This is a genomic window from Chryseobacterium soldanellicola, from assembly GCF_900100115.1.
GTDB classification, from domain to species: Bacteria; Bacteroidota; Bacteroidia; order Flavobacteriales; family Weeksellaceae; genus Chryseobacterium; species Chryseobacterium soldanellicola.
Genome location: NZ_FNKL01000002.1, coordinates 547,902 through 571,146, shown reverse-complemented (window position 1 = coordinate 571,146; position 23,245 = coordinate 547,902). Strand labels below are relative to the sequence as shown.

At 35.4% G+C, this 23,245-nt stretch carries 29 protein-coding genes; 11 read left to right on the top strand and 18 right to left on the bottom strand.

Going from position 1 to position 23,245, the window contains the following annotated elements; genetic code table 11:
• Nucleotides 1–63 precede the first annotated feature (63 nt).
• Genes BLT04_RS07440 through BLT04_RS07430 form a run of 3 tightly spaced genes read left to right on the top strand, consistent with a single transcriptional unit; the run spans nucleotide 64 to nucleotide 2,092 of the window.
• Complete coding sequence (locus BLT04_RS07440) at nucleotides 64–768, top strand: MotA/TolQ/ExbB proton channel family protein (protein ID WP_089755157.1); 705 nt, start codon at nucleotides 64–66, stop codon at nucleotides 766–768.
• Nucleotides 769–1,167 (top strand): ExbD/TolR family protein, encoded by a 399-nt coding sequence (locus BLT04_RS07435; RefSeq protein ID WP_089755156.1) that lies wholly within the window; start codon nucleotides 769–771, stop codon nucleotides 1,165–1,167. It begins immediately after the preceding gene.
• Nucleotides 1,168–1,204: 37 nt separating this feature from the next.
• A complete protein-coding gene (locus tag BLT04_RS07430; RefSeq protein WP_089755553.1) occupies nucleotides 1,205–2,092 on the top strand; it encodes a ferric siderophore ABC transporter substrate-binding protein in 888 nt (295 codons plus the stop codon).
• 15 nt (nucleotides 2,093–2,107) lie between these two features.
• On the opposite strand, the gene BLT04_RS07425 is transcribed toward BLT04_RS07430, so the two are convergent.
• The 10 genes from BLT04_RS07425 to BLT04_RS07375 all read right to left on the bottom strand — a co-directional run bounded on the left by BLT04_RS07425 (nucleotide 2,108) and on the right by BLT04_RS07375 (nucleotide 10,064).
• Nucleotides 2,108–2,500, bottom strand: a complete 393-nt coding sequence (locus tag BLT04_RS07425; RefSeq protein WP_089755155.1) for a hypothetical protein — start codon at nucleotides 2,498–2,500, stop codon at nucleotides 2,108–2,110.
• Nucleotides 2,501–2,536: 36 nt separating this feature from the next.
• Entirely contained in the window at nucleotides 2,537–2,902 is a 366-nt protein-coding gene (locus BLT04_RS07420) for a four helix bundle protein (protein ID WP_089755552.1), read from the bottom strand.
• A 44-nt stretch (nucleotides 2,903–2,946) separates the two neighbouring features.
• Nucleotides 2,947–4,350, bottom strand: a complete 1,404-nt coding sequence (locus tag BLT04_RS07415) for a nucleoside recognition domain-containing protein (protein ID WP_089755154.1) — start codon at nucleotides 4,348–4,350, stop codon at nucleotides 2,947–2,949.
• A 190-nt stretch (nucleotides 4,351–4,540) separates the two neighbouring features.
• Complete coding sequence (locus BLT04_RS07405) at nucleotides 4,541–5,050, bottom strand: DUF6973 domain-containing protein (protein ID WP_089755152.1); 510 nt, start codon at nucleotides 5,048–5,050, stop codon at nucleotides 4,541–4,543.
• Between the two features lie 54 nt (nucleotides 5,051–5,104).
• A complete protein-coding gene (gene accD, locus BLT04_RS07400; protein WP_089755151.1) occupies nucleotides 5,105–5,959 on the bottom strand; it encodes an acetyl-CoA carboxylase, carboxyltransferase subunit beta in 855 nt (284 codons plus the stop codon).
• A gap of 97 nt (nucleotides 5,960–6,056) precedes the next feature.
• Nucleotides 6,057–7,127: a class II fructose-bisphosphate aldolase gene (gene fbaA, locus BLT04_RS07395; RefSeq protein ID WP_089755150.1), complete on the bottom strand. Its 1,071-nt coding sequence runs from the start codon at nucleotides 7,125–7,127 to the stop codon at nucleotides 6,057–6,059.
• A gap of 72 nt (nucleotides 7,128–7,199) precedes the next feature.
• Nucleotides 7,200–8,066, bottom strand: coding sequence for an NAD kinase (locus tag BLT04_RS07390; RefSeq protein WP_089755149.1), 867 nt, complete (start codon nucleotides 8,064–8,066; stop codon nucleotides 7,200–7,202).
• Nucleotides 8,067–8,072: 6 nt separating this feature from the next.
• A complete protein-coding gene (locus BLT04_RS07385; protein WP_089755148.1) occupies nucleotides 8,073–8,723 on the bottom strand; it encodes a CBS domain-containing protein in 651 nt (216 codons plus the stop codon).
• Nucleotides 8,724–8,908: 185 nt separating this feature from the next.
• A complete protein-coding gene (locus tag BLT04_RS07380) occupies nucleotides 8,909–9,439 on the bottom strand; it encodes an RNA methyltransferase (RefSeq protein ID WP_089755147.1) in 531 nt (176 codons plus the stop codon).
• Nucleotides 9,440–9,443: 4 nt separating this feature from the next.
• Nucleotides 9,444–10,064 (bottom strand): toxin-antitoxin system YwqK family antitoxin, encoded by a 621-nt coding sequence (locus tag BLT04_RS07375; RefSeq protein ID WP_089755146.1) that lies wholly within the window; start codon nucleotides 10,062–10,064, stop codon nucleotides 9,444–9,446.
• A gap of 55 nt (nucleotides 10,065–10,119) precedes the next feature.
• Here BLT04_RS07375 and BLT04_RS07370 point away from each other — a divergent pair, with 55 nt between their 5' ends.
• The gene (locus BLT04_RS07370; RefSeq protein ID WP_089755145.1) at nucleotides 10,120–10,719 is read left to right on the top strand and encodes a hypothetical protein; all 600 of its coding nucleotides are present in this window, start codon (nucleotides 10,120–10,122) and stop codon (nucleotides 10,717–10,719) included.
• Nucleotides 10,720–10,730: 11 nt separating this feature from the next.
• Here the strand turns inward: BLT04_RS07370 and BLT04_RS07365 are convergent, their stop codons facing one another.
• Nucleotides 10,731–11,612: a bestrophin family protein gene (locus BLT04_RS07365; RefSeq protein WP_089755144.1), complete on the bottom strand. Its 882-nt coding sequence runs from the start codon at nucleotides 11,610–11,612 to the stop codon at nucleotides 10,731–10,733.
• Between the two features lie 237 nt (nucleotides 11,613–11,849).
• Here BLT04_RS07365 and BLT04_RS07360 point away from each other — a divergent pair, with 237 nt between their 5' ends.
• The 3 genes from BLT04_RS07360 (at nucleotide 11,850) to mutS (ending at nucleotide 15,937) form a co-directional block, all read left to right on the top strand.
• Nucleotides 11,850–12,725 carry a cupin-like domain-containing protein gene (locus BLT04_RS07360; RefSeq protein WP_089755143.1) on the top strand — a complete coding sequence of 292 codons (876 nt, stop codon included), beginning with the start codon at nucleotides 11,850–11,852 and terminating at the stop codon, nucleotides 12,723–12,725.
• A gap of 108 nt (nucleotides 12,726–12,833) precedes the next feature.
• Nucleotides 12,834–13,205, top strand: coding sequence for a hypothetical protein (locus BLT04_RS07355; protein WP_089755142.1), 372 nt, complete (start codon nucleotides 12,834–12,836; stop codon nucleotides 13,203–13,205).
• Between the two features lie 134 nt (nucleotides 13,206–13,339).
• The gene (mutS, locus tag BLT04_RS07350) at nucleotides 13,340–15,937 is read left to right on the top strand and encodes a DNA mismatch repair protein MutS (RefSeq protein ID WP_089755141.1); all 2,598 of its coding nucleotides are present in this window, start codon (nucleotides 13,340–13,342) and stop codon (nucleotides 15,935–15,937) included.
• A gap of 3 nt (nucleotides 15,938–15,940) precedes the next feature.
• Here the strand turns inward: mutS and BLT04_RS07345 are convergent, their stop codons facing one another.
• The 3 genes from BLT04_RS07345 to BLT04_RS18890 all read right to left on the bottom strand — a co-directional run bounded on the left by BLT04_RS07345 (nucleotide 15,941) and on the right by BLT04_RS18890 (nucleotide 17,544).
• Nucleotides 15,941–16,387, bottom strand: coding sequence for an energy transducer TonB (locus tag BLT04_RS07345; RefSeq protein WP_089755140.1), 447 nt, complete (start codon nucleotides 16,385–16,387; stop codon nucleotides 15,941–15,943).
• A 55-nt stretch (nucleotides 16,388–16,442) separates the two neighbouring features.
• A complete protein-coding gene (locus tag BLT04_RS07340) occupies nucleotides 16,443–17,231 on the bottom strand; it encodes a hypothetical protein (RefSeq protein ID WP_089755139.1) in 789 nt (262 codons plus the stop codon).
• 166 nt (nucleotides 17,232–17,397) lie between these two features.
• On the bottom strand, nucleotides 17,398–17,544 hold the full coding sequence (locus tag BLT04_RS18890) for a bacteriocin-like protein (protein ID WP_170828445.1): 147 nt from the start codon (nucleotides 17,542–17,544) through the stop codon (nucleotides 17,398–17,400).
• A 133-nt stretch (nucleotides 17,545–17,677) separates the two neighbouring features.
• On the opposite strand from BLT04_RS18890, the gene BLT04_RS07335 reads away from it, so the two are divergent.
• From BLT04_RS07335 to BLT04_RS07325, 3 genes are all read left to right on the top strand, one after another.
• Nucleotides 17,678–18,166, top strand: a complete 489-nt coding sequence (locus BLT04_RS07335) for a TlpA family protein disulfide reductase (RefSeq protein ID WP_089755138.1) — start codon at nucleotides 17,678–17,680, stop codon at nucleotides 18,164–18,166.
• Between the two features lie 11 nt (nucleotides 18,167–18,177).
• A complete protein-coding gene (locus tag BLT04_RS07330; protein ID WP_089755137.1) occupies nucleotides 18,178–18,828 on the top strand; it encodes a thioredoxin family protein in 651 nt (216 codons plus the stop codon).
• 153 nt (nucleotides 18,829–18,981) lie between these two features.
• On the top strand, nucleotides 18,982–19,377 hold the full coding sequence (locus BLT04_RS07325) for a ribosomal maturation YjgA family protein (RefSeq protein WP_089755136.1): 396 nt from the start codon (nucleotides 18,982–18,984) through the stop codon (nucleotides 19,375–19,377).
• On the opposite strand, the gene BLT04_RS07320 is transcribed toward BLT04_RS07325, so the two are convergent.
• From BLT04_RS07320 to BLT04_RS07305, 4 genes are all read right to left on the bottom strand, one after another.
• Nucleotides 19,378–20,295: a YARHG domain-containing protein gene (locus BLT04_RS07320; protein ID WP_089755551.1), complete on the bottom strand. Its 918-nt coding sequence runs from the start codon at nucleotides 20,293–20,295 to the stop codon at nucleotides 19,378–19,380.
• Between the two features lie 77 nt (nucleotides 20,296–20,372).
• A complete protein-coding gene (locus BLT04_RS07315; RefSeq protein ID WP_089755135.1) occupies nucleotides 20,373–21,011 on the bottom strand; it encodes a DUF2306 domain-containing protein in 639 nt (212 codons plus the stop codon).
• Nucleotides 21,012–21,020: 9 nt separating this feature from the next.
• The gene (locus BLT04_RS07310) at nucleotides 21,021–21,419 is read right to left on the bottom strand and encodes an energy transducer TonB (protein WP_170828444.1); all 399 of its coding nucleotides are present in this window, start codon (nucleotides 21,417–21,419) and stop codon (nucleotides 21,021–21,023) included.
• Nucleotides 21,420–21,430: 11 nt separating this feature from the next.
• Complete coding sequence (locus tag BLT04_RS07305; protein ID WP_089755133.1) at nucleotides 21,431–22,633, bottom strand: BaiN/RdsA family NAD(P)/FAD-dependent oxidoreductase; 1,203 nt, start codon at nucleotides 22,631–22,633, stop codon at nucleotides 21,431–21,433.
• A gap of 113 nt (nucleotides 22,634–22,746) precedes the next feature.
• Here BLT04_RS07305 and BLT04_RS07300 point away from each other — a divergent pair, with 113 nt between their 5' ends.
• A complete protein-coding gene (locus BLT04_RS07300) occupies nucleotides 22,747–23,241 on the top strand; it encodes an acyl-CoA thioesterase (protein ID WP_089755132.1) in 495 nt (164 codons plus the stop codon).
• Nucleotides 23,242–23,245: the final 4 nt, after the last annotated feature.

Here is a 23,245-nt window from a genome sequence, read left to right as displayed (position 1 = left end):
AGACAAGAATTAATAATATTCAATTACTTTTGTCGTTTAAAACTATTATAAATACACACATTAATGCTGCTAACGGAACTTACTCAGATTTTATTTGCACAAATTGCTGCACCTGCAGCTGCAACAGACGATTTAGAATTTTCATTTTGGAAAATCATGTTTCACGGAGGTGCTTTCGCTAAAATAGTGATGGTGACCGTGTTACTGCTTGGTGTATTTTCTGTGTATCTGTTTTTTGAAAGGTTTTTCTTCATTAAAAGATTAACTTCAAAAACGGATTCCAACTTTATGAATAACATCGAAGATTTCGTCCGAGAAGGCAAAATGGAATCTGCACTGGATTATTGTAAAAGACAAAATTCTCCTGAAGGAAGGATTCTGGAAAAAGGAATCGCAAGACTGGGACGTCCTGTTTCCGATATTGTAAGCGCCATGGAATCTCAGGCGCAGATCGAAGTCGCCAACATGGAAAAAAATCTTAACCTTTTGGCCGTTGTACCGAGTATTGCGCCGATGTTAGGACTTTTGGGAACGGTTATCGGGATGATTATCGCGTTTTTTAATTTGTCTCATGCGTCAGGTTCTTTTTCGCCAAAAACATTGTCTGAAGGTATTTATACGGCTTTAGGACAAACGGCGGTAGGTTTGGCAGTGGCAATTCCGGCAAACTTTTTCTACAATATCCTTTTAACAAGAATTGATAAATTTGTATTGAAAGCACAGAATATGTCCGGCGAATTTTTAGATCTTATCAACAAACCTTTATAAATGAAAATTCAAAGAAGAAATAAAGCGAACCCCGAGTTCAGTTTGGCAGCGATGACGGATGTTATCTTGCTGATGCTGATATTTTTCATGATTACTTCATCTGCGGCCAATCAAAGCGCAATTGAGGTTAATTTACCAAAAGCGGGAGCGGTTGAAGATAATATTCCTAATCCTTTGGTGGTAAGCATTAAGCCGGACGGGTCTTTTTTCGTGGATGATAATCCTGTGTCAAGCGGGCAATTGGAACCAACGATTGTCAATAAATTAACAAATCAGGCCAACAAATCTTTCACGATAAGAGCGGATGAGAATACACTGCATAAAGACGTTGTTTTTGTAATGGAAATCGCTGAAAAGCATAAATTTAATATTGCCATTGCGACAGTTAAAGATAAATAATAACCCGGATCAGAATACGGGAAAACATTATTGGAAGATGAGAAGTGAGATTGTAAGCAAGGACGAGCACAACAGAGACAGGATAAAAAGCGCATTGCTTTCTGTCCTTATTTGGTCTGCCATTTTGCTGTTCGTTTTTCTTTATAAATTAAAACCGGAACTCGATCAGAAACCTGATGAGGTGGTTACAACGATGCTTGTCAATTTTGGCGACAACAGAAACGGAAAGGGTGTTGAAGAACCTGCCGATCAGCCGGGAAGCTTAGCTGCAGCGACGGAGGAAGTTACTCGGGAGCCTGTTGAGACTGCTGTTCCTGAAACAAAGACAATTATTAAACCTGAGCCTCAGCCTGAAACAAAAAAAGCTGAAAGTAAAGAGAAAATCATTACAGGGAATAACTCAAAAGTATCGGTTCCGAAAAAAGAAGAATCCAAAAAATCTGATAAAAAAGCAGCAACAAGTACTTCTGCTTCTAAAAACACCAAAAAATCCGGCGCGACAACTGCCAATTCAAAAACAGGAAATGGCGACGGAAAAGGAACTGCAGCCATCGGAAATTTAATTAAAGGAAGAGGAACAAAAGCCGGAAGCCAGGGAACAGGCGACGGAATAGGAAATGCAGGCGATCCTTTAGGTGGAGACGGAAATGGCGACAGTAAAGTAGGAATTGACAGAAAATTAGTAGGCTATATTCCCGGAACAATGGGAAGGGGCGGCGTGCAACCCGCAAACAATTGTACAGCAAGTGGAACAATTACAGTGGCTTACACGGTTGATAAAGCCGGAAACGTAGTCTCCGCAAGAAGGTCTGGCGGAACTTCTGATCCCTGTATCACATCGAACGCCGTCGCTTGGGTTAAAAAATATGTAAAAGCCGAAAAGGCAAGCACATCTTCCACCGGAACGTATAAAATTACATTCTAAAATATAAAAGCACTTTTATTCAAGTGCTTTTTTTATTTCGTTGATTCTGTTGATAACGGGAAGTGCAAAAATTCCGCTGGTTTGAAGATATAATTCGTAAAACGTTTTTGCTTTGTCAAGGAAATCAATATTGTTGGTTTGTTTTCCTGTAAAATAGAAGAGGTTTCCGAGCATTTCGTAATAATCTTTATGGTCTCTTTCCTGTCTTTCATTGACGATTGCAATGATTTCTTCTTTCGATTTAGATGAAATTTCCTTAAAATCAATTTTAAAAATATCTTTCATTAAAGAATCAAAATCCAATTCTTTCTGCATTAAACTTTCTTCGGGTTTGTCCAAAATCAATTTTTCTAATGCCTGAGTTAATTGACGGATCAGTCGTAATGTGAATTCTTTATCTGTTATCATAGTCTGGGTGCTTGTTGATAGTTTCTGGTTGTTTGTTTATGATCGCCAACTTAATTGGACGTATTTTATGAAATTATTTATTTTTCCTCCTAAGAGTTGGTATTGTTCTGCTTTATTTTTAAACTCTGAATTTAATTCGGGATAAAGTATTGCTAGTTTTGATAAATGACACACTGTTTCGTCACAACTTCCCTGAGAATAAACTGAAAAGCGAATGAGTTCTCCTTTATAAGTTTTTCTTCCATAACCTTCTACAATATTTGTTACCACAGAGTCTGAAGATCTTCTCAACTGACTTCCCAATTCATATGTTTCATGCTTTGGGAGTTTAAAAGTAAGTCGATGCGTTTCAATAAATAATTCGAAGGAAGTATTATAAATGTCAAGTTTTGTATAACTCATATCCAGTGTAAAACTATTAACAACCAACCAACAACAAGCAACTTTTATGCAAAAAACAAATACGCCAAAGCAATTGAAGTAATAACACCAACCAAATCTGCCAAAAGCATAGCAATTACCGCATATCTCGTATTCTTTACGGCTACGGCTCCAAAATAAACTGCAATCACGTAAAATGTCGTATCTGAGCTTCCCTGAAGTGTTGCTGCCAGTTTTCCCTGGAAACTGTCTGCCCCGAAAGTTGACATGGTATCAACCATCATTCCACGAGCTCCGGAACCGGATAAAGGCTTAATTAGAGCTGTCGGAAGCCCGTCTACAAATCTTGCGTCAAGGTTTGCGTTGTAAGTAACCCATTTCATTCCGTCGATAATAACATCAAAAACGCCTGAAGTTCTCAAAAGAGAAATCGCGATCAGCATTCCAACCAAATACGGGATAATTTTAACGCATGTTGTAAAACCTTCTTTCGCGCCTTCAATAAAAGCATCAAAAACATTAATCTTTTTGTAAACTGCTCCGAGAACAATTGCCAGAAAAATAAAGAGAATCAAGCCGTTGCTTAAAATTTTACTGAAAGTATCCAGCTCATCTTTACTCAATTGAACCAGATAAACAACCAAAAGTGCAATAATTGCCGAAATTCCGCCAACGTAGGCGATAACAACGGGTTTTAACAAATTTATTTTCTGATATAAAGAAACGATAATCATTGCTGCTAAAGTCGCTGCAAAGGTCGCGATCATACACGGAAGAAAAATATCCGTCGGTGTTTTTGAACCCATCGAAGCCCTGATTGCAATGATAGAAACCGGAATCAAAGTCATTCCTCCCGCATGAAGGCAAAGGAACATGATTTGTGAATTACTGGCGGTATCTTTATTCGGATTTAAGGTTTGCAGGCTTTCCATTGCTTTTAAGCCGAAAGGAGTAGCGGCATTATCCAGGCCTAAAAGATTGGCGCTGAAATTCATCAGCATATGCCCGAAAGCGGGATGGTTTTTAGGAATTTCCGGGAATAATTTTGAGAAAAAAGGTTGTATAAATCTGCTTAAAAGGTTAATTCCGCCTGCCTTTTCTGCAATGCTCATAAATCCCATGAAAAGCGTCATAATTCCGATTAAACCAATACAAATTTCTACGGCAGTTTTCGAAGTATTGATTACGCCGTCTGCCTCCTGAACACGGTAAACTTTTACATTTTGCTTAAGAGAATCTGTTTTATAGTGAATTCTGCTATCCGCAAAATTTGGGGTTTTCATCAGACTGTCTCGGATGACAGGAGAGAGGGCATTCATTTTCTGTGTCGCAATCTGCACCGTATCACCGCTTTTCCCCACCACCATATCATTAAAAATGGTTTTGTAATGACTTGACGAAATGTATTTTACACTTGCAATAGCAATGGCAATGATAATAAACGCGGACCAAATTCTGCTGAGAACCATTTGATTAAATTAAAATTTGAGAAAAGATAATAAATTTAATGTAAAATCAAGAAATATAAGCTCAATTGATTTTAGAAATATATGTTGAGATGTTTTGACTCCGCTCAGCATAGCATTTCTACAAAAAAAGGCTAATAAACCTGTCAGTTTTAGAGATGCTATGCTGAGCGGAATCGAAGCATCTTTCGTTTTATTCATTTAAATAAACTAAAAATCCCTCAAAATCATCATCCAGATTTTTTAAAACCTTTGCGTCCTTCATTTTTTTCTCCAAGCCATCAATAAAAAAGCTTTTCTCAAAAAACTGGCGGTGAATTCCGGGTAAGAGCTCCATAAAATAATCCATTCCGATTTTATTATTATGAAGATCCATTTTTGTTTCTAAAGGCTTGTTGGGAAACAGCTCTTCGTGCATATCTGTGATTCTTTTGCAGAAATTCAATGCTTTTTCAGGAGAAGATACTTTAGAGCAGTACATCAGGATAAAACAGCACCAAAGCGCATGTCTGAACGCGTTTCCGATCCCATTATTAGACGCTGTTTCAGGGAATTTTTTCTGAGCAATGGTGAAAGCCTTAACTGTTGCATAAAAACTTAATAACGAAAATATAGGATGCGGCAAAATAAGCGAAAAAAGGCGCATGATCTTTTTAAAGCTCATACTTCTGATCGTATTAAAAAATATCTTGAAAGTCCTCATAAATAAAAATCTCTCCCCAATTAGAGAGAGATTGTATTGTATTTGTTACAAATTTTAAGCATGTACGGTTAATAAATTTACTGTTTTTGATACAGTTTCCTTAATTTCAGTTCTCTTCACGATGAAATCAACGAATCCTTTTTCCTGAAGGAATTCCGAAGTCTGGAAACCTTCTGGTAAATCTCTGCCGATTGTCTCACGGATAACTCTTGGGCCTGCAAAACCGATCAACGCTTTTGGCTCTGCCATGATGATATCCGCTGTCATTGCGAAAGAAGCAGTAATCCCTCCAAAAGTAGGGTCGCAAAGGTAGGCGATGTATAAAAGTCCCGCTTCTGAAAGCTGAGCTAATTTAGCCTGAACTTTTGCCAGCTGCATCAGAGAATAAGTCGCTTCCTGCATTCTTGCTCCTCCTGACTGACAAATAATCATATAGGGAAGTCTTTTTTCGATGCAGTAATCAATTGCTCTTCTGATTTTTTCACCCATCACAGAACCTAAAGATCCTCCGATGAAAGCAAAATCCATACAAGAAACCACCATTTGGGTTCCGTTTACGGTTCCTACAGCATTTCTGATAGAATCTGTCAGCTTTGTCTTTGCTCTTACTTCTTTCAGACGGTCTGCGTAAGGCTTTGTATCTTTAAAGTTCAGGATGTCTATGCTTTCAACATTAGCATCCAGCTCAGTAAATTTACCTTCGTCAAAAAGGATGTCAAAAAATTCTGCACTTCCTATTCTTACATGAAATCCATCTTCAGGAGAAACGTAATTGTTTCTTTTAAGTTCATCATGTTCAACTACTTTACCTGACGGCGTCTGATGCCAAAGACCTTTGGGAACATCCTTTTTTTCATCAGTAGAGGTCGTTATGTTTTTTGCTTTTCTTTTAAACCAGTCGAATGCCATGTATAAAATTTTAATTAAATTTTGAATTTTGAATTTTGAATTTTAGATCTTGAACGTAAAAGAAGATAATTCAAAATCCAAAATTAATAATTCAAAATTACTTAAGAGTATTTACGTTATTTAAATCTTCAAACGCTTTTACCAATCTTGCAGAGAATGTTTCCTCACCTTTTCTCATCCAACCTCTTGGATCGTAGAATTTTTTGTTAGGTTTTTCTTCGCCTTCAGGGTTTCCGATTTGCGTTCTTAAATAATCGATATTTTGTACCATATAATCTCTGATTCCTTCTGTGTAAGCGAACTGAAGGTCAGTATCGATGTTCATTTTGATCACACCGTAGTCGATAGCCTCTCTGATTTCTTCCAACGTAGATCCGGAACCTCCGTGGAATACGAAATTAATAGGTTTTGCACCAGTTCCGAATTTCTCCTGAACAAATTTCTGAGAATTATCAAGAATTTTTGGAGTAAGAACCACGTTTCCTGGCTTGTAAACTCCGTGTACGTTTCCGAAAGCGGCAGCAATTGTGAAATTGTCAGAAATAGCTTTCAGTTTTTCGTAAGTATAAGCTACATCTTCCGGCTGCGTGTATAATTTTGAGTTGTCAACATCAGAATTGTCAACACCATCTTCTTCACCTCCTGTAACGCCGATTTCAACTTCAAGAGTCATCTGCATTTTAGCCATTCTTTCAAAATATTTAGCAGAAACTTCTAAGTTTTCTTCTAAAGACTCCTCAGAAAGATCCAACATATGAGAAGAGTAAAGAGATTTTCCTGTTTTGTTGAAGAAATCTTCGTTGGCGTCCATAATTCCGTCGATCCAAGGCAATAATTTCTTTGCGCAGTGGTCTGTATGAAGGATTACAGTTGCTCCGTAAGCTTCTGCAAGCGTGTGAATATGTTTTGCTCCGGCGATTGCTCCTAAAATAGCAGCTTTCTGCCCGTCATTGCCTAATCCTTTTCCTGCGTTATAAGCAGCTCCACCGTTTGAGAACTGGATAATAACAGGTGAGTTTAATTTTGCGGCAGTTTCCATAACCGCGTTTACGTTGCTTGAACCAATTACGTTTACTGCTGGTAATGCAAATTTATTTTCTTTAGCATGCTGAAAAATATCAGTAACTAACTGACCTGTGGCAACTCCTGCCGGGAAAATTCTGCTCATGTTTTACTTTTTAGTATAAATTATTAGGGTGTTTTTAAAATTCCTGTAAAGGTAATAATTTTTAAGATATTGTTAATTTCTTTTGTCCCTTCCCCAAAGTAGCTTTTGGCGGATGGTTTCATAAAAGCTTAAATTATTCGGCTGTACCAGAAGAATCTGGAAGCTGGCCTTTTTAATGATAATTTCTTTATCTGTCTCTATATGTATCAGTCTTGAATCTAAAGAAAGCGAGTATTGCGGAACCCTACTTTCAACTTTGAATTTGATCTCAACCCTGTCGTTCACCACCAAAGGTCTCACATTCAGATTGTGAGGAGCGATAGGCGTGATGACGAAGTTTTCGTTGTTTGGAGAAATGATCGGCCCGCCACAACTTAAGGAATAAGCCGTAGAGCCCGTCGGCGTAGAAACAATTACACCGTCTCCCCAGAAAACATTTAAAAATTCGTTATTAATATATGAATCTACCGTCACCATTGATGTCGTTTCTTTGCGTGAAATGGTCACATCATTTAAGGCATACGGGAAAAAACCCTCCAATTCGGGTGAAACAACCTGTATCACGGCACGGCGGCTTGTTTTTACATCGCCTTTTAAGATAGAATCCAGTTCTTTAAAAGCTTCTTCTTTGGTAAAGCTGGCCAAAAATCCTAATCTTCCGGTATTTACCCCAACGATCGGGATTTCAAGATCTTCAATGAAAGTTAAAGAATTAACAATCGTTCCGTCGCCTCCGAAAGTGAAGAAAAGATCAACTTCTTTGTCTAAAAGATCCTGTTTGTTATTAAATGTTTCGAATATTTTTGAAAACTGAAGAGCTTCAGCCATTTCGTCATATAAAACAGATTTTACGCCTCTGCTTTCAAGCTCTGAAACAAATTTGCTTAAATATAAAAAAGTATCGAGATCTTTTTTCTGAGAATATATGGCTGCCTTCATTAGTTTTTATATTTCTATGAATTTCTGTAAAAATCCGAACCGGTCCTTAAACAGATCCGCTTTTTCATCAGAATAGTATTTTTCAACAATTCTATAATCATACCGGTCGAATGTTTCATCAATGGAGCTCAGATTTTCGTTGCTGATCTTTATGGTAACCTGTATCGCATCATCGGACATGGAGCTGATAAATGCACCATAAAATTTAGAGTTATTGCTTTCCACAATATTTGCGATCTCTGTCATTGAATATTTTCTTGCAGGTGTTTCTATCGTAAGAATAGCGCCCGATTCCGAAAACAGAGGATATTTTGATAAATCCTGGAAAATATCTTCACAGCTGATGTACCCCAAATATTTTTCCGCTTTGTTGATAACAGGGATCACATTGGCATTGAAGGTGTAAAACAACCGGATACTATCCATGATATTATTATCATCAAGAATTGCAAAACGCTCGATCTGATGTTCAAGATCTTTCAGGGTTCCTTCTTCTTCATAAAGAAAGTCCTGAGCGATCGCTCCGTAAAAGTGGTGGGATTTTTTGACGAAAACATGAGAATATCCGAAATCCTCTAACATGTCTCTTGCTGATTCTATTGAGTCAGACAAACTAAAACACGGGAAATCCTTTGAGATATAGTCCTTGATAAACATTGTGCTAATTTATAAAAAATTAAACGAATCCGTTTTGTAATAATAGAGTTTTTTTTCTTAAAAAGTAAAAAATGGACTCTAAAATTTGTTTGTGTTGAAAAAAAAAGTATCTTTGTCGCCTTTCATTTTTACTTTTTATTAGATTTATTTCAAACTGCCATGTCTTTTAGACACGTGCAGTTTTTTCATTTCAGGGCCTTTGCAAACTCCCACATTACGATTCCGCCACATACGCTTACGTTTAAAGAATGCTTTGTTCCCAATTGCGGAATTTCCAGGAAAGAATCGATGTTTGGTAATGCTTCATCGCTGATTCCTTCCACCTCATTTCCTAAAATTACGGCATATTTTTTAGACTTATCAATCGTGAAATCTGAAATCATCCGGCTGTTTGAAGTCTGTTCAATACCGATAATCTCAAATCCCTGAGATCTTAAATCATTAATTGTTACATTAATATCTTTTTCATGGCTCCAGTCAACACTTTCTGTGGCTCCCAGCGCAGCTTTATGAATTTCTCTGTGCGGAGGAACCGGCGTGATCCCGCAAAGAATGATCTTTTGAACCAAAAATGCATCCGCTGTTCTGAAAGTTGCCCCCACATTATGCATGCTTCTGATATTGTCTAAAACCACGATCAATGGGATCTTTTCAACGTTTTTAAAAGTTTCTACATCTATTCTGTTGAGCTCTTCCAGTTTTAATTTGTGTACCAATGTCTTATTTTGTTGAGATTAATTTTCCGTCTTTGTAAATTTCTGTTTTTTCAATGCTGCCGTCTTCGCGGTAATGAACTCTGGTTCCGTTCCATTTATCATTTACGAACTCCGTTTCCCTTTGGATTTTTCCTGATGGGTAAAGCAGTTTCCATTTACCTGTAGCAATTCCTTTTTCGTAATATCCGATCTGTTTTACAGATTTTCCGTTTTCGTAATAGAGTTTGCTTTCGCCGTCTAATTTACCTAATTTATAATTAGAAACCTCAGTCACAGCGCCTGAAGGTGAATAAAAAGTTGCTGTAGAATTGTTATCGTAAACGTTTTTGTCTCCGTTTCTGAAAACTTCTTTCGATGTTAAAACGCCGTTTTTATCATAATAAGCCCATTCTTTTACCTTATATCCTTTTTTATATTCTCCTTTTGCATGGGTTTTTCCGTTTTCATAATAAAAAATGGCATCGCCTTCCAGCTTTCCTTTTTTCCAGTCGGCGATTTCCTTTACCTGTCCGTTTTCGTAGAATTGTTTGCAGGTTCCTTCTTGTAAACCATCTTTAAATCCGCAAGGTTTTTGAGCAAAAACAAATGAAGAGGTTAATATTAACAAACAAAAAATGTTTTTCATAAAAAATTTTATTTCAAAAATAGTAAAATACTTATATTTGACTAAAATATATGCTATGAAAAATGCACTTGTACTGATGAGTTTGACTTCAGCTTTTATATTTTCAAAAGCTCAGAATACTTATTATCCACAAGCTTTCTTTGACAAAAAACTGGCCCAGCAAATGATTGGTTATGGAAATTCTACTATTGAGGGTGTAGCTTCCACAAAGCAAAAAACAAGCTGGGGAATAAAGCCTCTTTTGGGCGAAAAACATTATGCTCCAAAAGGAACTGTCGTGATGCTTTTTCCTGTAACCCCTTATTTTGATGAGTTTTACAGCATGAGAAAAAAATATGAAAATAAAAAAACGACGGTTTATATGTCTGAAGAAGCTTTCAAATACAGAATTGAAGCCTTAACAGACGACCACGGAAGGTTTAAATTCGAAAAACTGAAGCCGGGAAAATATTATTTAGAAACCATCGTTAACTTCACGGCGACAGCAAGTTATCAGCAGCAAACGGGACAATCGGATGCTTACAACGCTTACGGAGGATATTTGTACTCCACGCCGATATATCAGACGTTTTTCTACGGCTATTCTGCCGGAAACAGGGAAAGTAAGTTTGTTGAAATAAAAAAAGACGGCGAATTAAAAGAAATCAATCTGTAAAAGGTTGATTTTTATTTTTTTAAGCCCATAATCTGGTGAACACTTTTTTCGATATTCTGGGCTAAAGTTTCCATCGGAATATCGTTTTCATCATTATTAAAAGGATCCTCAATTTCTTCGGCAATAAGCTCAAGACTCATTAAAACATAATACACAAAAACCGTCAACGGAACCATAAAAAGCCCAATATTAATTACATAAGCGATCGGCAACGCAAAAACATAAAGGATAATAAATTTTTTAATAAATGAAGAATAGGAATAAGGAATCGGGGTATTTTTAATCCTTTCACAACCGCCGCAAACATCCAGAAAACCTGAAAGTTGATTGTCTAAATACAACATTTCAATGTCTGAAATTTTACCTTCTTTTTTTAACTGATTTAATTTATGGGTTAAAAGAATGACAATTTCGCTCGGCCCGTGATGTTTCAGAGCTTGTTCGATTTCTGAATAATCTTCATCTAAAGCCAGCCTTGTTGATTCCTGAGAAAGATGTTTGGCTAAAAAGTGAGGAAAAAACTTTAAATATCGTGCAATTTGCTCGGCATCTTGCCTGTCATCAATTAAAATAGTATTGATTTTTATAGCGAAATTTCGTGTGTCATTCACCAGTTTTCCCCAAAGTTTACGTCCTTCCCACCATCTGTCATAAGCCGTGTTTGTCCTGAAAACCAACAATAAAGAAAGCACAAAACCCAGTAAAGAATGGAATAAGCCAACATTACTGACCGCTGATTTTGAAGTAAGATGAAAGTATTCTACCTCCAGGTATTGAATGCCCCAGGAATACAATCCGACAAGAACCATACTTGGGAAAAGGATTTTCAGTGTATCGGTTTTATGTAAACTGAACAATATTTTCAGGAAATGTTTGGTGTTGTAAGCTCTCATAAATTCGGTTAGTTCTACAAAGATAAATTTTTCGTTTTATTTTCTTTTGCGAGAAAACTTAAAACTAGCTTGAAGTCAATGTCATTCTGAACATAAACTGAAAGTTTACGAACGAAGTTCAGGAATGTAGTGAAGAATCTCTTAATAATCAAAAGTAAATATTAATCAAATTAAGATCAAAATTTTTCTAAAATTCAAAAAAACACTAATTTTATTTCACATTAAATCAACAACAAAATGATCCTCGAAAACGTAGACGTTGTCAACGATATCAGTAAAGAAGATTTTCAGAAAAATTATTTCAAAAAGCACAAGCCTCTTTTAATAAAGAATTTTGCGAGTCGTTGGGACGCTTTCGACCAATGGAATTTTGATTTTATCCGCGAAAAAGCTGGTGAACAAGAAGTTCCTTTGTATGACAATAAACCCGCGAATGCCGCGAAAAGTTCAGATGCGCCCGTAACACATATGAAGATGAAGGATTATATTGATACGATAAAAAGTAAACCTTCAGATCTTCGTATTTTCTTTTATATCATCACTGACCGACTTCCGGAATTGTTGAAAAATTTCACGTATCCTGACTTAGGGATGAAATTTTTTAAGCGACTTCCCACCTTGTTTTTCGGAGGAAGTGAAGCTCATGTTCTGATGCATTATGATGTTGATCTGGGCGATTTTCTTCACATTCATTTTGAAGGGAAAAAGAGAATTTTATTATTTGATCAAAAGCAATCTGCGTTTTTATATAAAGTTCCGTTGTCGGTTCACACGATTTATGATGTAGATTATGAAAATCCTGATTATGAGAAATTTCCTGCTTTGAAATACGCAAAAGGCTATGAAATTTTTATGGAACACGGCGATGCGCTTTTTATTCCGGGTGCTTTCTGGCATTTCAACCGATATCTGGAACCGGGATTTTCAATGTCGTTAAGAGCTTTGCCTAATAAGCCGAAAGTTTTTGCCAATATGCTGTATCATGTTTTCATCATGAGATATACGGATAAGGTTTTGCGAAAGCTTTTTAAAGAAAAATGGGTGAATTATAAGCAGAAATGGGCGTATGAGAAAAGCTCGGAGGCTTTGGAAAGTCATTTAAATAACAAATGATTTTTTCCACAAATTTTCGCAATATTTATGTTTAATTCTACAAAATATACTCAATCATCTGTGTAAATCCGTGAAATCTGTGGTAGAAATTTTAAATATAAAAGTATTATGAAATTAATTTATTTAAGTTTTTTAACATTTTCTATTTCTTTTTTTAATTGTCAAAGTTCTTACACGCCAACGAAAATGAATAAAGTGCTTGCAACATTTACAAAATCAAAGCTTGTTTTGCAAAGTGAAATTACTTCCTTAGTTTCTGCTGATAAATGCAAGTATTTAACAAAAGGTAGAAGTTATGCCGCTCCTGTTGGTTTTACTGCAAAGAATGATTTAAAGAATGCGGGCAAAGGGATTGATGAATGGGTACAATTAGATAAAGGGAACACCTATGTACTTACAAATTACAAATGGATTACAATAGGTAATTCAGGTTCAACACAATTGTATGTAGATTTTGACACATTATATTGTAGTGAGTAAGTTTGAAGATATTGTTTCTACTAACAATTTTAAATCCGTGGAATTTATGGGAGAAATTTTTTTAAAATTTAATCATTTTACTCCTTATAATTTATTTCTTACTTTTACGATCCTAATTTTAAGAAGATTTTTTAATGGCAAAGGCGGCGAAAGAAAAGAAAGAAACTCCCTTAATGACACAGTACAACACCATCAAGGCGAAATATCCTGATGCGCTTTTACTATTCAGAGTTGGAGATTTTTACGAAACTTTCGGGCAGGATGCTGTGAGAACCTCCCAGATTTTAGGAATTGTTCTTACGAAAAGAGCCAACGGCGACGGACATATCGAATTGGCTGGATTTCCGCATCATTCGGTGGATTCTTACTTGCCGAAATTAGTGAGAGCCGGGCTTCGCGTTGCAATTTGCGACCAGCTTGAAGATCCGAAAACGGTCAAAGGAATCGTAAAACGCGGGGTTACAGAACTGATTACGCCCGGTGTTACATTTAATGACCAGGTTTTAACTTCAAAAAAGAATAATTTCCTGCTTTCGCTTCATAAAGAAAAAGAAAAATACGGAATCGCTTTGGTAGACGTTTCTACAGGTGAATTCCTGGTAAGTGAAGGAAATCTTGAAAAATTGCTTCACATCGTCAATACTTTTGATCCGAGTGAGATCATTTATCAGAGAAGCGTACAGATTCCTGATCAGCTTAAAAATAAAAATGTTTTTAAGCTCGAAGATTGGGCGTATCAATATAATTTTGCGTACGAAAAGCTTACGAATCAATTTAAAACCAATTCATTAAAAGGTTTTGGAGTTGAAAGTTTGCCGTTGGCAATTACGGCGGCAGGTGCAATTTTCGCTTATCTGGTTGAAGATACACACCATAATTTGTTGGCTCATATCACCAAAATCCAGATTATCCCGCAAGAGGATTTTCTGATGATGGATCATTTTACCTTAAGAAATCTTGAGATTGTTTATCCGAGCAATCCCAAAGGAAAATCTTTGTTGGATATTATCGATAAAACTTCCACACCAATGGGAGGAAGGCTGTTGAGAAGGAGAATTATTCTTCCTTTAAAATCTGTAAATGAGATAAACAGAAGATTGTCATTAGTTGATTTTTTAAACGAAAATGACAATTTAAAATATGAAATTTCCCAATTATTAAGATCAATTTCCGATCTGGATCGACTGATGGGGAAACTGGCAGCAGAAAAAATTTCACCAAAAGAATTTGGATATTTGCGCCAAAGTTTAATTAATATTCATAAAATCAAGGCTTTACTGCATCCTTTTGCTGATGTGCTGGCTTGGCTGGATCCTTTATATGATCAGGATGAATTAATTAAAATCCTACAAAATCATTTAAATGACGAGCTTCCCGTAAGCCTTGCAAAAGGAAATGTCATTAAACAGGATATTTCCGAAGAGCTGGACCGCTTGAGAGGTCTTCAGTCTAAAGGCCGCGGTTTTCTGGATGAAATGTGCCAGAGAGAAATTGAAAGAACAGGAATTACAAGCCTTAAAATTGATTTTAATAACGTTTTCGGATATTTTATTGAAGTTCGAAACACGCATAAAGATAAAGTTCCGAGTGATTGGGTGAGAAAACAGACGCTGGTAAATGCAGAACGTTACATCACTGAAGAATTGAAAGAGTATGAAAATCAGATTCTTGGAGCTGAGGAAAAAATCTCAGTGTTAGAAAATGAATTGTACAGAAATGTTTGTTCGCAAACAATGATTTATATTGACCAGATTCAGGAAAATTCAAATATTATCGCACAATTGGATGTTGCGGTGGGTTTGTCTGAACTGGCTGTTTCTGAGAGTTATACAAAACCTGTTTTGACTGAAACTTTTTCAATCGATTTAAAAGAAGCAAGACATCCGATCATTGAAAATGCACTTCCTTTAGGCGAAAAATATATTCCAAATGATATTTTTTTAGATAAAGATTCTCAACAGATTATCATGGTTACCGGGCCCAACATGGCAGGTAAATCTGCAATCCTTCGCCAGACCGCAATTGTCTGTCTGATGGCGCAGATCGGAAGTTTTGTTCCTGCAAAACACGCTGAAATCGGAGTTTTAGATAAAATTTTTACAAGAGTAGGTGCGAGCGACAATATTTCTGCGGGAGAATCAACTTTTATGGTTGAAATGAACGAAGCCGCGAATATTTTGAATAATATTTCTGAACGAAGCTTAATTTTATTAGACGAAATCGGCCGCGGAACTTCAACCTACGACGGGGTTTCCATTGCGTGGGCGATTGCAGAATATCTTCACCAGCATCCGACTCAGGCAAAGACTCTATTTGCAACCCATTATCACGAGCTGAATGAAATGACCGTGAATTTTGAGCGTGTGAAAAATTTCCATGTTTCTATCCAGGAAAATAAAGGAAATATTATCTTTTTAAGAAAATTAATTCCGGGTGGCAGTGAGCATAGCTTCGGTATTCATGTGGCAAAACTGGCCGGAATGCCTTCAAAAGTGGTTAACAGAGCCAATGAAATTTTAAAAACGTTGGAAGCAAGTCGCGGACAAGGTACAGGTGCAACTGAAACCATTAAAAGAGTGACGGAAGAAAATATGCAGCTTTCTTTCTTCCAGTTGGATGATCCTGTTTTAGAAAATATCCGTGAAGAACTGACGAAAATTGACATCAATACTTTGACGCCGATAGAAGCTTTAATGAAGCTTAATTCAATTAAAAAAATGATTGGGGGATAAAAATTAATACTTTTTCAAGGCTAATGGGAAAGTATAAAGAAAACGAACCGGCTCATTATTAATCATCGCCGGTTTCCAACGGACAAACATTCTTCTGATGGCTGTTTCTGCGGCCTGTAAGTGCTTTTTGTTTTCGCCGAGTGCCGTTACATATCGTACAAAGCCGTTTTTTTCAACAATGAAATACACTCTTACATTGATTTTTCTGGATTTTTCCTCAATAACATCCATTTTTTCTCCGAAAGTCCTGTAAAAAGCTTCCATTCCGCCGGGAAATTCCGGAGCTGTGTCGGCTTGCGTTACAACATCATCCAGTTTCATTTTTGTTCTTAATTCAGCCAAATTAGGAACTTCAGAAATACTTTTCGGATTTTCGTTTTTTACCTCTTTTTGTTGTCCGAATGTTGTAATATTTAAAAATATCCCTAAAAAAATGATAAAATTTTTCATGTTGAGAGAATTTTATAAACATTTGAAAGCAAAAAGAGAGCCGAAGCTCTCTGTATTATAAATGATTGTATTCGTAAGTGGTAATCTCTGTGGTGGTCGGGGCTCCGGAGCTGTTGAAGTTATCGCGGATTTCTTTTTTAGGAAAACCGGACATCGTATCATATTCAAAAGTTGATTGATACACAGTGTATTCCATTGTTGCAGGATAGTGGATGATATGCTTGTAATTTACAACATTACGTAGAGATCCTGATATTTCTTCTTCGCCGTCTAAAAGTCTTGTGTATCCTGTAACGTTTTTAAAAGGATTGTTTCCACCATCGTAAACCACTGTCTGAAGGCTTCCTGTACCGTTTGCCGTTCCGGAAGGCTGTACGTCAGAGACCGTTTCCGTCCAGTTTTTTAATGAGCCGTCTGCATTTAGATTGGCTGCAATGGTGTATGTTTTTGTGAAATTTCCTCCTGCAGCGATCGATACAATATTCACTTTATCGGCACCCACGTAATTGTAAGTGGTTGTGTAGGTTACGCCGCTGTAAGTGGATGTTTTTTTAGTGATCTTATTGTTGCTGTTGTAGGTGATATTCGTTGTTTGTGTGCTGTTATCGCTGTATGTATCAACATATTTTGTAATGAGATCTCCGGTGTAGGTATAAGCTCTTCTGAAATTATCTGTTGTATTTTTCATTTCAACGATCTTGGTTCTGTTATAACTGAATGTAAAATTTTCGCCATTCTGAACCATTTTAGTTAATAAAATTGGGTTGGTATCTTCAGGAGTTTCTTCGATTGTTGAGCAAGATGCTAAAAAGAAAAAAGGCAATAATAAATAGATTTTTTTCATAGAATTATAATTAATAGCTTATTTAAGATCAAAATTAAAAGAAATATTTAATTTCCAGGATGAATTATTGTTAAAATAGGAAAAGGATAAACGTTCATATTTAAAAAAATGACACCAAAAATATTGATGTCATTTAAAAAAATTTGTCCATGAAATTGGTGAATATTTAACAGCATATGCCTTTAATATTACAAACTCCAATGTAGCCTTCTCCTTCAGGAGTAAAGCAGAAGCAATCCATGATACAGTCGTTTCCAGCAGCACCATTGATCTGTTCCAGTTGACCTCTTGTCAGTTTCTTAAGTTTTTTCATAAAATAGATTGATTTGTTAGACTAATATACAAAATTATTATTTAATTCATATATGAGTGAATAAAATAAAATACTTAACAAACTTTAATAATTTGATAATCATTTAAATAAAAGCTTTTTATTAATTTTGAGTATGAAGAATTTGATTGTTATCCTATTTCTGTTTTTGTGTGTTTCAATTTTTAAAGCACAACAAACTTCTGTTTCTGTCGTAAAATATGAAGACCTTGAAAAACGGATCCAACAGCAAAAAGATAAGCTTCTTGTCGTGAATTTCTGGTCAACAACTTGTGCGCCCTGCGTAAAAGAACTTCCGCATTTTATGGAAATTAATAAAAAATATTCTGATAATCCGAAATTTAAAATGATCTTGGTTTCGCTTGACAGGCTCGTGGACAAAGAAAGAGTGATGAAGTTTATTAAAAACAAAAATCTGACGGCAGAAGTTATTCTTTTAGACGATATTAAAAGAATGAACACCTGGATTCCGCGTTTTGAAAAAGATTGGGATGGAAATATTCCCGTGACGATTTTCTATAAAAACGGAGAAAAAGTGCATTTTAACGATGGTGAAATGAGCAAGGAAGAGCTCGAAATTATCATTACTAAAAATTTAAATTAAACCAAAATATTATGAAAAACCTGAAAATTTTACTTACTGGCTTATTGATCGGTTTGGGGCTGTTAAGCTTTACAACGATTAATAAAAATGAAGAGCCAAAACCTAAGACTTCAAGCGTAAGAGGATATGAAGTAGGTGACGAAGCGACAGATTTCAAGCTGAAAAATATTGACGGAAAAATGGTTTCTCTAAATGATTTTAAAGCCGCAAAAGGTTTTATTGTTGTTTTTACATGTAATCATTGTCCGTACGCGAAAAAATATGAAGACAGAATTATTGAGCTTGATAAAAAATATAAATCTCAAGGTTACCCCGTGATCGCCATCAATCCGAATGATCCTGCGGTGCAGCCCGAAGACAGCTATCAAAAAATGATTGAAAGAGCAAAGGAAAAAGGCTTCACTTTTCCTTATCTGATGGATGAAGGACAGAAAATTTATCCTCAATACGGAGCCACAAAAACGCCGCATGTTTTCCTTTTACAAAAAGAAGGCGGAAAAAATATCGTAAAATACATCGGAGCGATCGACAACAACTACGAAAATCCAAATGACGTGTCAGAATATTATGTTCAGGATGCCGTAAACTCTCTGTTAAAGGGCGAACCGATCAAAATGACAAAAACTGTTGCTATCGGATGCACAGTGAAAGCAAAGAAATAATATCTTTGTTACAATTATAGAATCGGTGTTTTTTTGGATGCCGATTTTTTATGCCTGAAAATTGAATTATTAGGTTTGATTATCAATAGGGGCGGGCTTTAGCTTGCTTTAAAAAAAATAAAAAATTAATATGGCTTTAGCCAAAACTTAAATATGAAATTTAAATTCAGCGTAAAATATCTTTTTATAACCATTTTAATCTTCCTGATTGAAGTCTTAATTGCCACAAAATTAGAACATATTTTCTTCATCCGGGCCTATCTTGGAGATGTGATCGTGGTAATGCTTTTATATACTTTCGTTAAAACTTTTATTACCATAAATAATCAAAAACTGATTGCAGGAATTTTTGTTTTTTCGTGCCTGATAGAATGTGCTCAATACTTCAAAATTGCAGACAAATTAGGCTTCCAACCCGGAAGCCTGATGTATATCGTAATTGGAAATTCTTTCTCATGGATCGATATTTTGTGTTATGCGGTCGGATGTTTGCTGTTGTATATTTTTGTGAAATTTAATAACTCAAAAGAAGAAATAAGCGTAAATTAATTATCTCCCAAAACTGTCATATTTATCTTCAGCATATTTTATAAAACGGTTCAGTAAAGCCACATTTTCTTTTTCCATCGGTGAAAGATCGTTGTCTACATTGTTTGAAACGGGAATGTACCAATCTGTCTGCTCAAAGAAATTTCTGTAAGTCGCTTTTTTGAAAGAATACCCGTGTCTGGCAAAAACTGAATTTTTAATGATTTCAAGATCAAGTTTTCTTAAATTTTTAATGTCTTTTTCGGTTAGTTTTTGTTTGGAAGCATTGATTTTAAAAACGGCATCAGAAGCTATTCTGTTTTTTGAAGTCGTATATTTTTCTGTTTTTCCGGTTACTTCATCGGTGTATTTTTCAATAAAATTTTTCGGATTTTCCCAATCGATCAGGTCAGAATTTTCATCCAACATAAAATTAGGATTGTAAACAAAAACTTTTTTAATCAGTTTTAAGTTTTTTGAAGGGGATTTTACAGCTGATTTATTGAAAGCATTCCATTTTCCCGTAAGGCTGTCTTTATTTAAGGATACTTCAAATCTCCCATCGGTTTTATTATTTCCTGGCTCGTCAAGAACAAAAGATTTTGTGTTTTCATTAAAAACGCCACGGAACGGACGTTGATTTCCATCAACAATGCTTTGTCCGTACACACTGTCTTTTGTGATTTTATTAATTTTTAACGAAATTTTTTTATAAACGTCGCCTTCATATTCTTCACCTTCTTCGGGAGTAATCATTTCTTTTCCGGCAAAATCTCCCATATAAATGCCGTAATATTCTTTATGAAATTCCTGAACAACCGCGGAATCTTTTTTTGCTGAAAGACTGTCCTTTGAAGAATCTGTAGTTTTCCCATCTTTCTTGCAGCTTGTCAAAGTGATTGTAAATAAGGTGATTAACGATAATTTTAAAATTTTCATATGTAATTTGTATTGATTTTTAATGGTCATATGTAATCGCAGAATGGAATGTTATTGACAAAGAAGGTAAAGCGATTTCATAGATGTTTTTTTGCAATTAAATATTCAATTAAAATAATATTGGGAACCCAGCCCATCCACGCGATAATCTGGTAAACGTCCATCGGATTCGGATGGAATAAATATACAATAATTACCTTCCACATTCTCAGGGTGATTGCAGAAATTGTCAGTGCAAAGCTGCGCCACATCCATTGTTTATGTTCTTTAAATTTTTTCTGTCGAGCGAGTTGATATGCCTTAAAAGTCGAAAACCACCACAAACAGCCCAAAATAACGAATGAAATCTTAGATAAAATTCCGCCATTGGCAAAAATTCCCATATAAATTCCCGACGGAGCTGAAAATGTCAGAATTAAAAAAATATAAATTTTTCCTGCATTTTGATGAAAATTTTTAACGCCAAAGTTTTTTCTGAGAATCGATAAAAATCCAAAAAGCAAAACAAAAATGCTGGTGTAAACATGAGTGTAGAAAAAGTAGAGATATTCAGGTCTTTGTACAACTTCCGTTTGTTTTATCATTAAAAAACTCATCTCCTTTTGCAACGGAATATATTCTAAAGTAATTTTCAACATCAGCCAAAAAAAATATCCGAACCCGATGATTAAAAGGGTTTTAAAGAGACTTGAAATGTTTTTTTTAACTAAATGCATTAAAATATTTTACATACCATTCATGGTGAAAGGAATAGTAAACCAGTACTTAACAGGTTGATTATTATACATTGCAGGTGTCCATTTCTTTTTAATGGAATTTATTACACGTTCCATTTCCTTATTTAAAATTTGATTGTCGCCAGTTGCTGTTACAGACTTTATACTTCCATCAGTATCAATTGAAAATTTTACTTGAGATCTGACAGTTCCATTAATTTTATATAGTACAGCGGTATTAAATCTTTTTGAAATAAGATTTCTGAATTCATTGATTCCACCTGGAAATTCTGGCATTGTGTCTACCTTATCAATATAATATGTACTATCTGATTTGCTTGCTTCTGTTGTTTGAGAAAAAATCAGATTGAAACTTAAAAATAGAATTAAAATAAATATTTTTTTCATAAATGTATTTTTCATAAATTATTCAAATCCTGTGCAATCAGCCACGCCTCACTCCAGCAAGCCTGAAAATTAAAACCGCCGGTCACCGCATCAATATTCAAAACTTCTCCGGCAACGTAAAAATTAGGTAAAATTTTCGACGTCATATTTTTGAAGTTAATTTCCTTTAAATCAACACCTCCTGCGGTCACAAATTCATCTTTAAAGGTAGATTTTCCGGTTACGTGGAACTTCTTTTTGCATAAATTTTCAAGAAGGGTCTGCATTTCTTTTCCTGAAATCTGGGCAATTTGTTTATTCAGATCAACTTTTGAAACTTCTAAAATTCTCTGCCAAAAACGGTTTGTAATATCAAATATTTTCGATTGTCCGATGGTTTTTTTCGGATTTGATTGCTTAAAGTTTTGGAATAATTCTTCGGCGTCATCAATATCTTTAGAAATAAAATTAACCTGAACTTCGAAATTATATTTCACTTTAGCTAAATTAATCGCTTCCCAAGCCGAGATTTTCAAAATTGCAGGTCCCGAAAGTCCCCAATGGGTAATTAATAATGGTCCGCTTTCTTCAGTTTTTAACTTTAGAATTGATGTTTCTGCCATTTCAAAGCTGGTTCCGGCTAAGTCTTTCAGTAAATCATCTTTAATATTAAATGTAAATAATGACGGAACCAAATCAATGATTTTATGGCCTAAATTTTCAATTATTTTCAAAGATTTCGGAGAACTTCCCGTTGCATAAATCACAAAATCAGCTTCAAAATCCCCTAAACTTGTTTGAACTGAATATTTTTCACCTATTTTTTCAATTTCCTTTACAGAACATTTTGTCTTTACTTCAACATTTTTATGCTGAATTTCGTGTAAAAAAGTATTGATGATCGTCTGTGAAGAATTGCTTTCAGGGAAGATTCTGTTGTCGTTTTCTATCTTCAACGAAACTTTTCGTTTTTCAAACCAATCCATGGTATCTCCCGGTTGAAATTTAGTGAAAACACTTAATAACTCCTTGTTTCCACGGGGATAGAACTGAACTAATTCTCTCGGATCAAAGCATGCATGACTCACATTGCATCTTCCGCCTCCCGAAATTTTCACCTTCTGAAGGACGTCTGAGTTTTGCTCGAGAATGGTAATTTTATATTTCTTTTCGTCAAGATTTGATGCGCAGAAAAACCCTGCAGCACCGCCTCCGATAATGATAATTTGCTTCATAATGATTTAATCTTATGCTCAAGATTATTTTTCCAAAAGTACAATTTTTATAAACCATCTTATTTGAGTAATTTTGAAGAATATAATTTAATTATACTAAAATTGATTTTCAAATGATTTTTTACCATAAATTCGAAGTTCGTTGGAGTGATCTTGATGCCAACAAACATTTAGCAAACTCATCGTATGTGCAATACTGCGCGCAAACCAGAATGGCTTTCATGAAGCAGGAAAAAATGGGAGTTACCCAAATGAGCCGTTGGGGAATTGGCCCTGTGATCATGCATGAGAGATTTTCTTTTTTTAAGGAAATATTTGCAGATCAGACGGTTATTGTAAGCTTGGAAATCGATGGATGTGCAGAAGATTCTTCCATCTACCGTTTTGTACATAAATTTTATACCCCGGAAGGAGAGCATTGTGCAACTTCGGAGGCTACGGGAGTCTGGATTGATACGATGTTAAGAAAAATGACAACGCCGCCGGATGATGTAATGGAAGCCATGAATAAATATAAAACGGCAGATACGATAATTTTAACGAAAGAAGATTTTAGAAAATTACCTTTCCGTCCGGAAAATATTGATCCTGCTGAATTTAACTCATAAATAA

Coding starts and splice junctions, on each gene's coding strand:
- BLT04_RS07440 (WP_089755157.1), top strand. CDS start 64: ATGCTGCTAACGGAACTTACTCAGATTTTATTTGCACAAATTGCTGCA.
- BLT04_RS07435 (WP_089755156.1), top strand. CDS start 769: ATGAAAATTCAAAGAAGAAATAAAGCGAACCCCGAGTTCAGTTTGGCA.
- BLT04_RS07430 (WP_089755553.1), top strand. CDS start 1,205: ATGAGAAGTGAGATTGTAAGCAAGGACGAGCACAACAGAGACAGGATA.
- BLT04_RS07425 (WP_089755155.1), bottom strand. CDS start 2,500: ATGATAACAGATAAAGAATTCACATTACGACTGATCCGTCAATTAACT.
- BLT04_RS07420 (WP_089755552.1), bottom strand. CDS start 2,902: ATGAGTTATACAAAACTTGACATTTATAATACTTCCTTCGAATTATTT.
- BLT04_RS07415 (WP_089755154.1), bottom strand. CDS start 4,350: ATGGTTCTCAGCAGAATTTGGTCCGCGTTTATTATCATTGCCATTGCT.
- BLT04_RS07405 (WP_089755152.1), bottom strand. CDS start 5,050: ATGAGGACTTTCAAGATATTTTTTAATACGATCAGAAGTATGAGCTTT.
- accD (WP_089755151.1), bottom strand. CDS start 5,959: ATGGCATTCGACTGGTTTAAAAGAAAAGCAAAAAACATAACGACCTCT.
- fbaA (WP_089755150.1), bottom strand. CDS start 7,127: ATGAGCAGAATTTTCCCGGCAGGAGTTGCCACAGGTCAGTTAGTTACT.
- BLT04_RS07390 (WP_089755149.1), bottom strand. CDS start 8,066: ATGAAGGCAGCCATATATTCTCAGAAAAAAGATCTCGATACTTTTTTA.
- BLT04_RS07385 (WP_089755148.1), bottom strand. CDS start 8,723: ATGTTTATCAAGGACTATATCTCAAAGGATTTCCCGTGTTTTAGTTTG.
- BLT04_RS07375 (WP_089755146.1), bottom strand. CDS start 10,064: ATGAAAAACATTTTTTGTTTGTTAATATTAACCTCTTCATTTGTTTTT.
- BLT04_RS07370 (WP_089755145.1), top strand. CDS start 10,120: ATGAAAAATGCACTTGTACTGATGAGTTTGACTTCAGCTTTTATATTT.
- BLT04_RS07365 (WP_089755144.1), bottom strand. CDS start 11,612: ATGAGAGCTTACAACACCAAACATTTCCTGAAAATATTGTTCAGTTTA.
- BLT04_RS07360 (WP_089755143.1), top strand. CDS start 11,850: ATGATCCTCGAAAACGTAGACGTTGTCAACGATATCAGTAAAGAAGAT.
- BLT04_RS07355 (WP_089755142.1), top strand. CDS start 12,834: ATGAAATTAATTTATTTAAGTTTTTTAACATTTTCTATTTCTTTTTTT.
- mutS (WP_089755141.1), top strand. CDS start 13,340: ATGGCAAAGGCGGCGAAAGAAAAGAAAGAAACTCCCTTAATGACACAG.
- BLT04_RS07345 (WP_089755140.1), bottom strand. CDS start 16,387: ATGAAAAATTTTATCATTTTTTTAGGGATATTTTTAAATATTACAACA.
- BLT04_RS07340 (WP_089755139.1), bottom strand. CDS start 17,231: ATGAAAAAAATCTATTTATTATTGCCTTTTTTCTTTTTAGCATCTTGC.
- BLT04_RS18890 (WP_170828445.1), bottom strand. CDS start 17,544: ATGAAAAAACTTAAGAAACTGACAAGAGGTCAACTGGAACAGATCAAT.
- BLT04_RS07335 (WP_089755138.1), top strand. CDS start 17,678: ATGAAGAATTTGATTGTTATCCTATTTCTGTTTTTGTGTGTTTCAATT.
- BLT04_RS07330 (WP_089755137.1), top strand. CDS start 18,178: ATGAAAAACCTGAAAATTTTACTTACTGGCTTATTGATCGGTTTGGGG.
- BLT04_RS07325 (WP_089755136.1), top strand. CDS start 18,982: ATGAAATTTAAATTCAGCGTAAAATATCTTTTTATAACCATTTTAATC.
- BLT04_RS07320 (WP_089755551.1), bottom strand. CDS start 20,295: ATGAAAATTTTAAAATTATCGTTAATCACCTTATTTACAATCACTTTG.
- BLT04_RS07315 (WP_089755135.1), bottom strand. CDS start 21,011: ATGCATTTAGTTAAAAAAAACATTTCAAGTCTCTTTAAAACCCTTTTA.
- BLT04_RS07310 (WP_170828444.1), bottom strand. CDS start 21,419: ATGAAAAAAATATTTATTTTAATTCTATTTTTAAGTTTCAATCTGATT.
- BLT04_RS07305 (WP_089755133.1), bottom strand. CDS start 22,633: ATGAAGCAAATTATCATTATCGGAGGCGGTGCTGCAGGGTTTTTCTGC.
- BLT04_RS07300 (WP_089755132.1), top strand. CDS start 22,747: ATGATTTTTTACCATAAATTCGAAGTTCGTTGGAGTGATCTTGATGCC.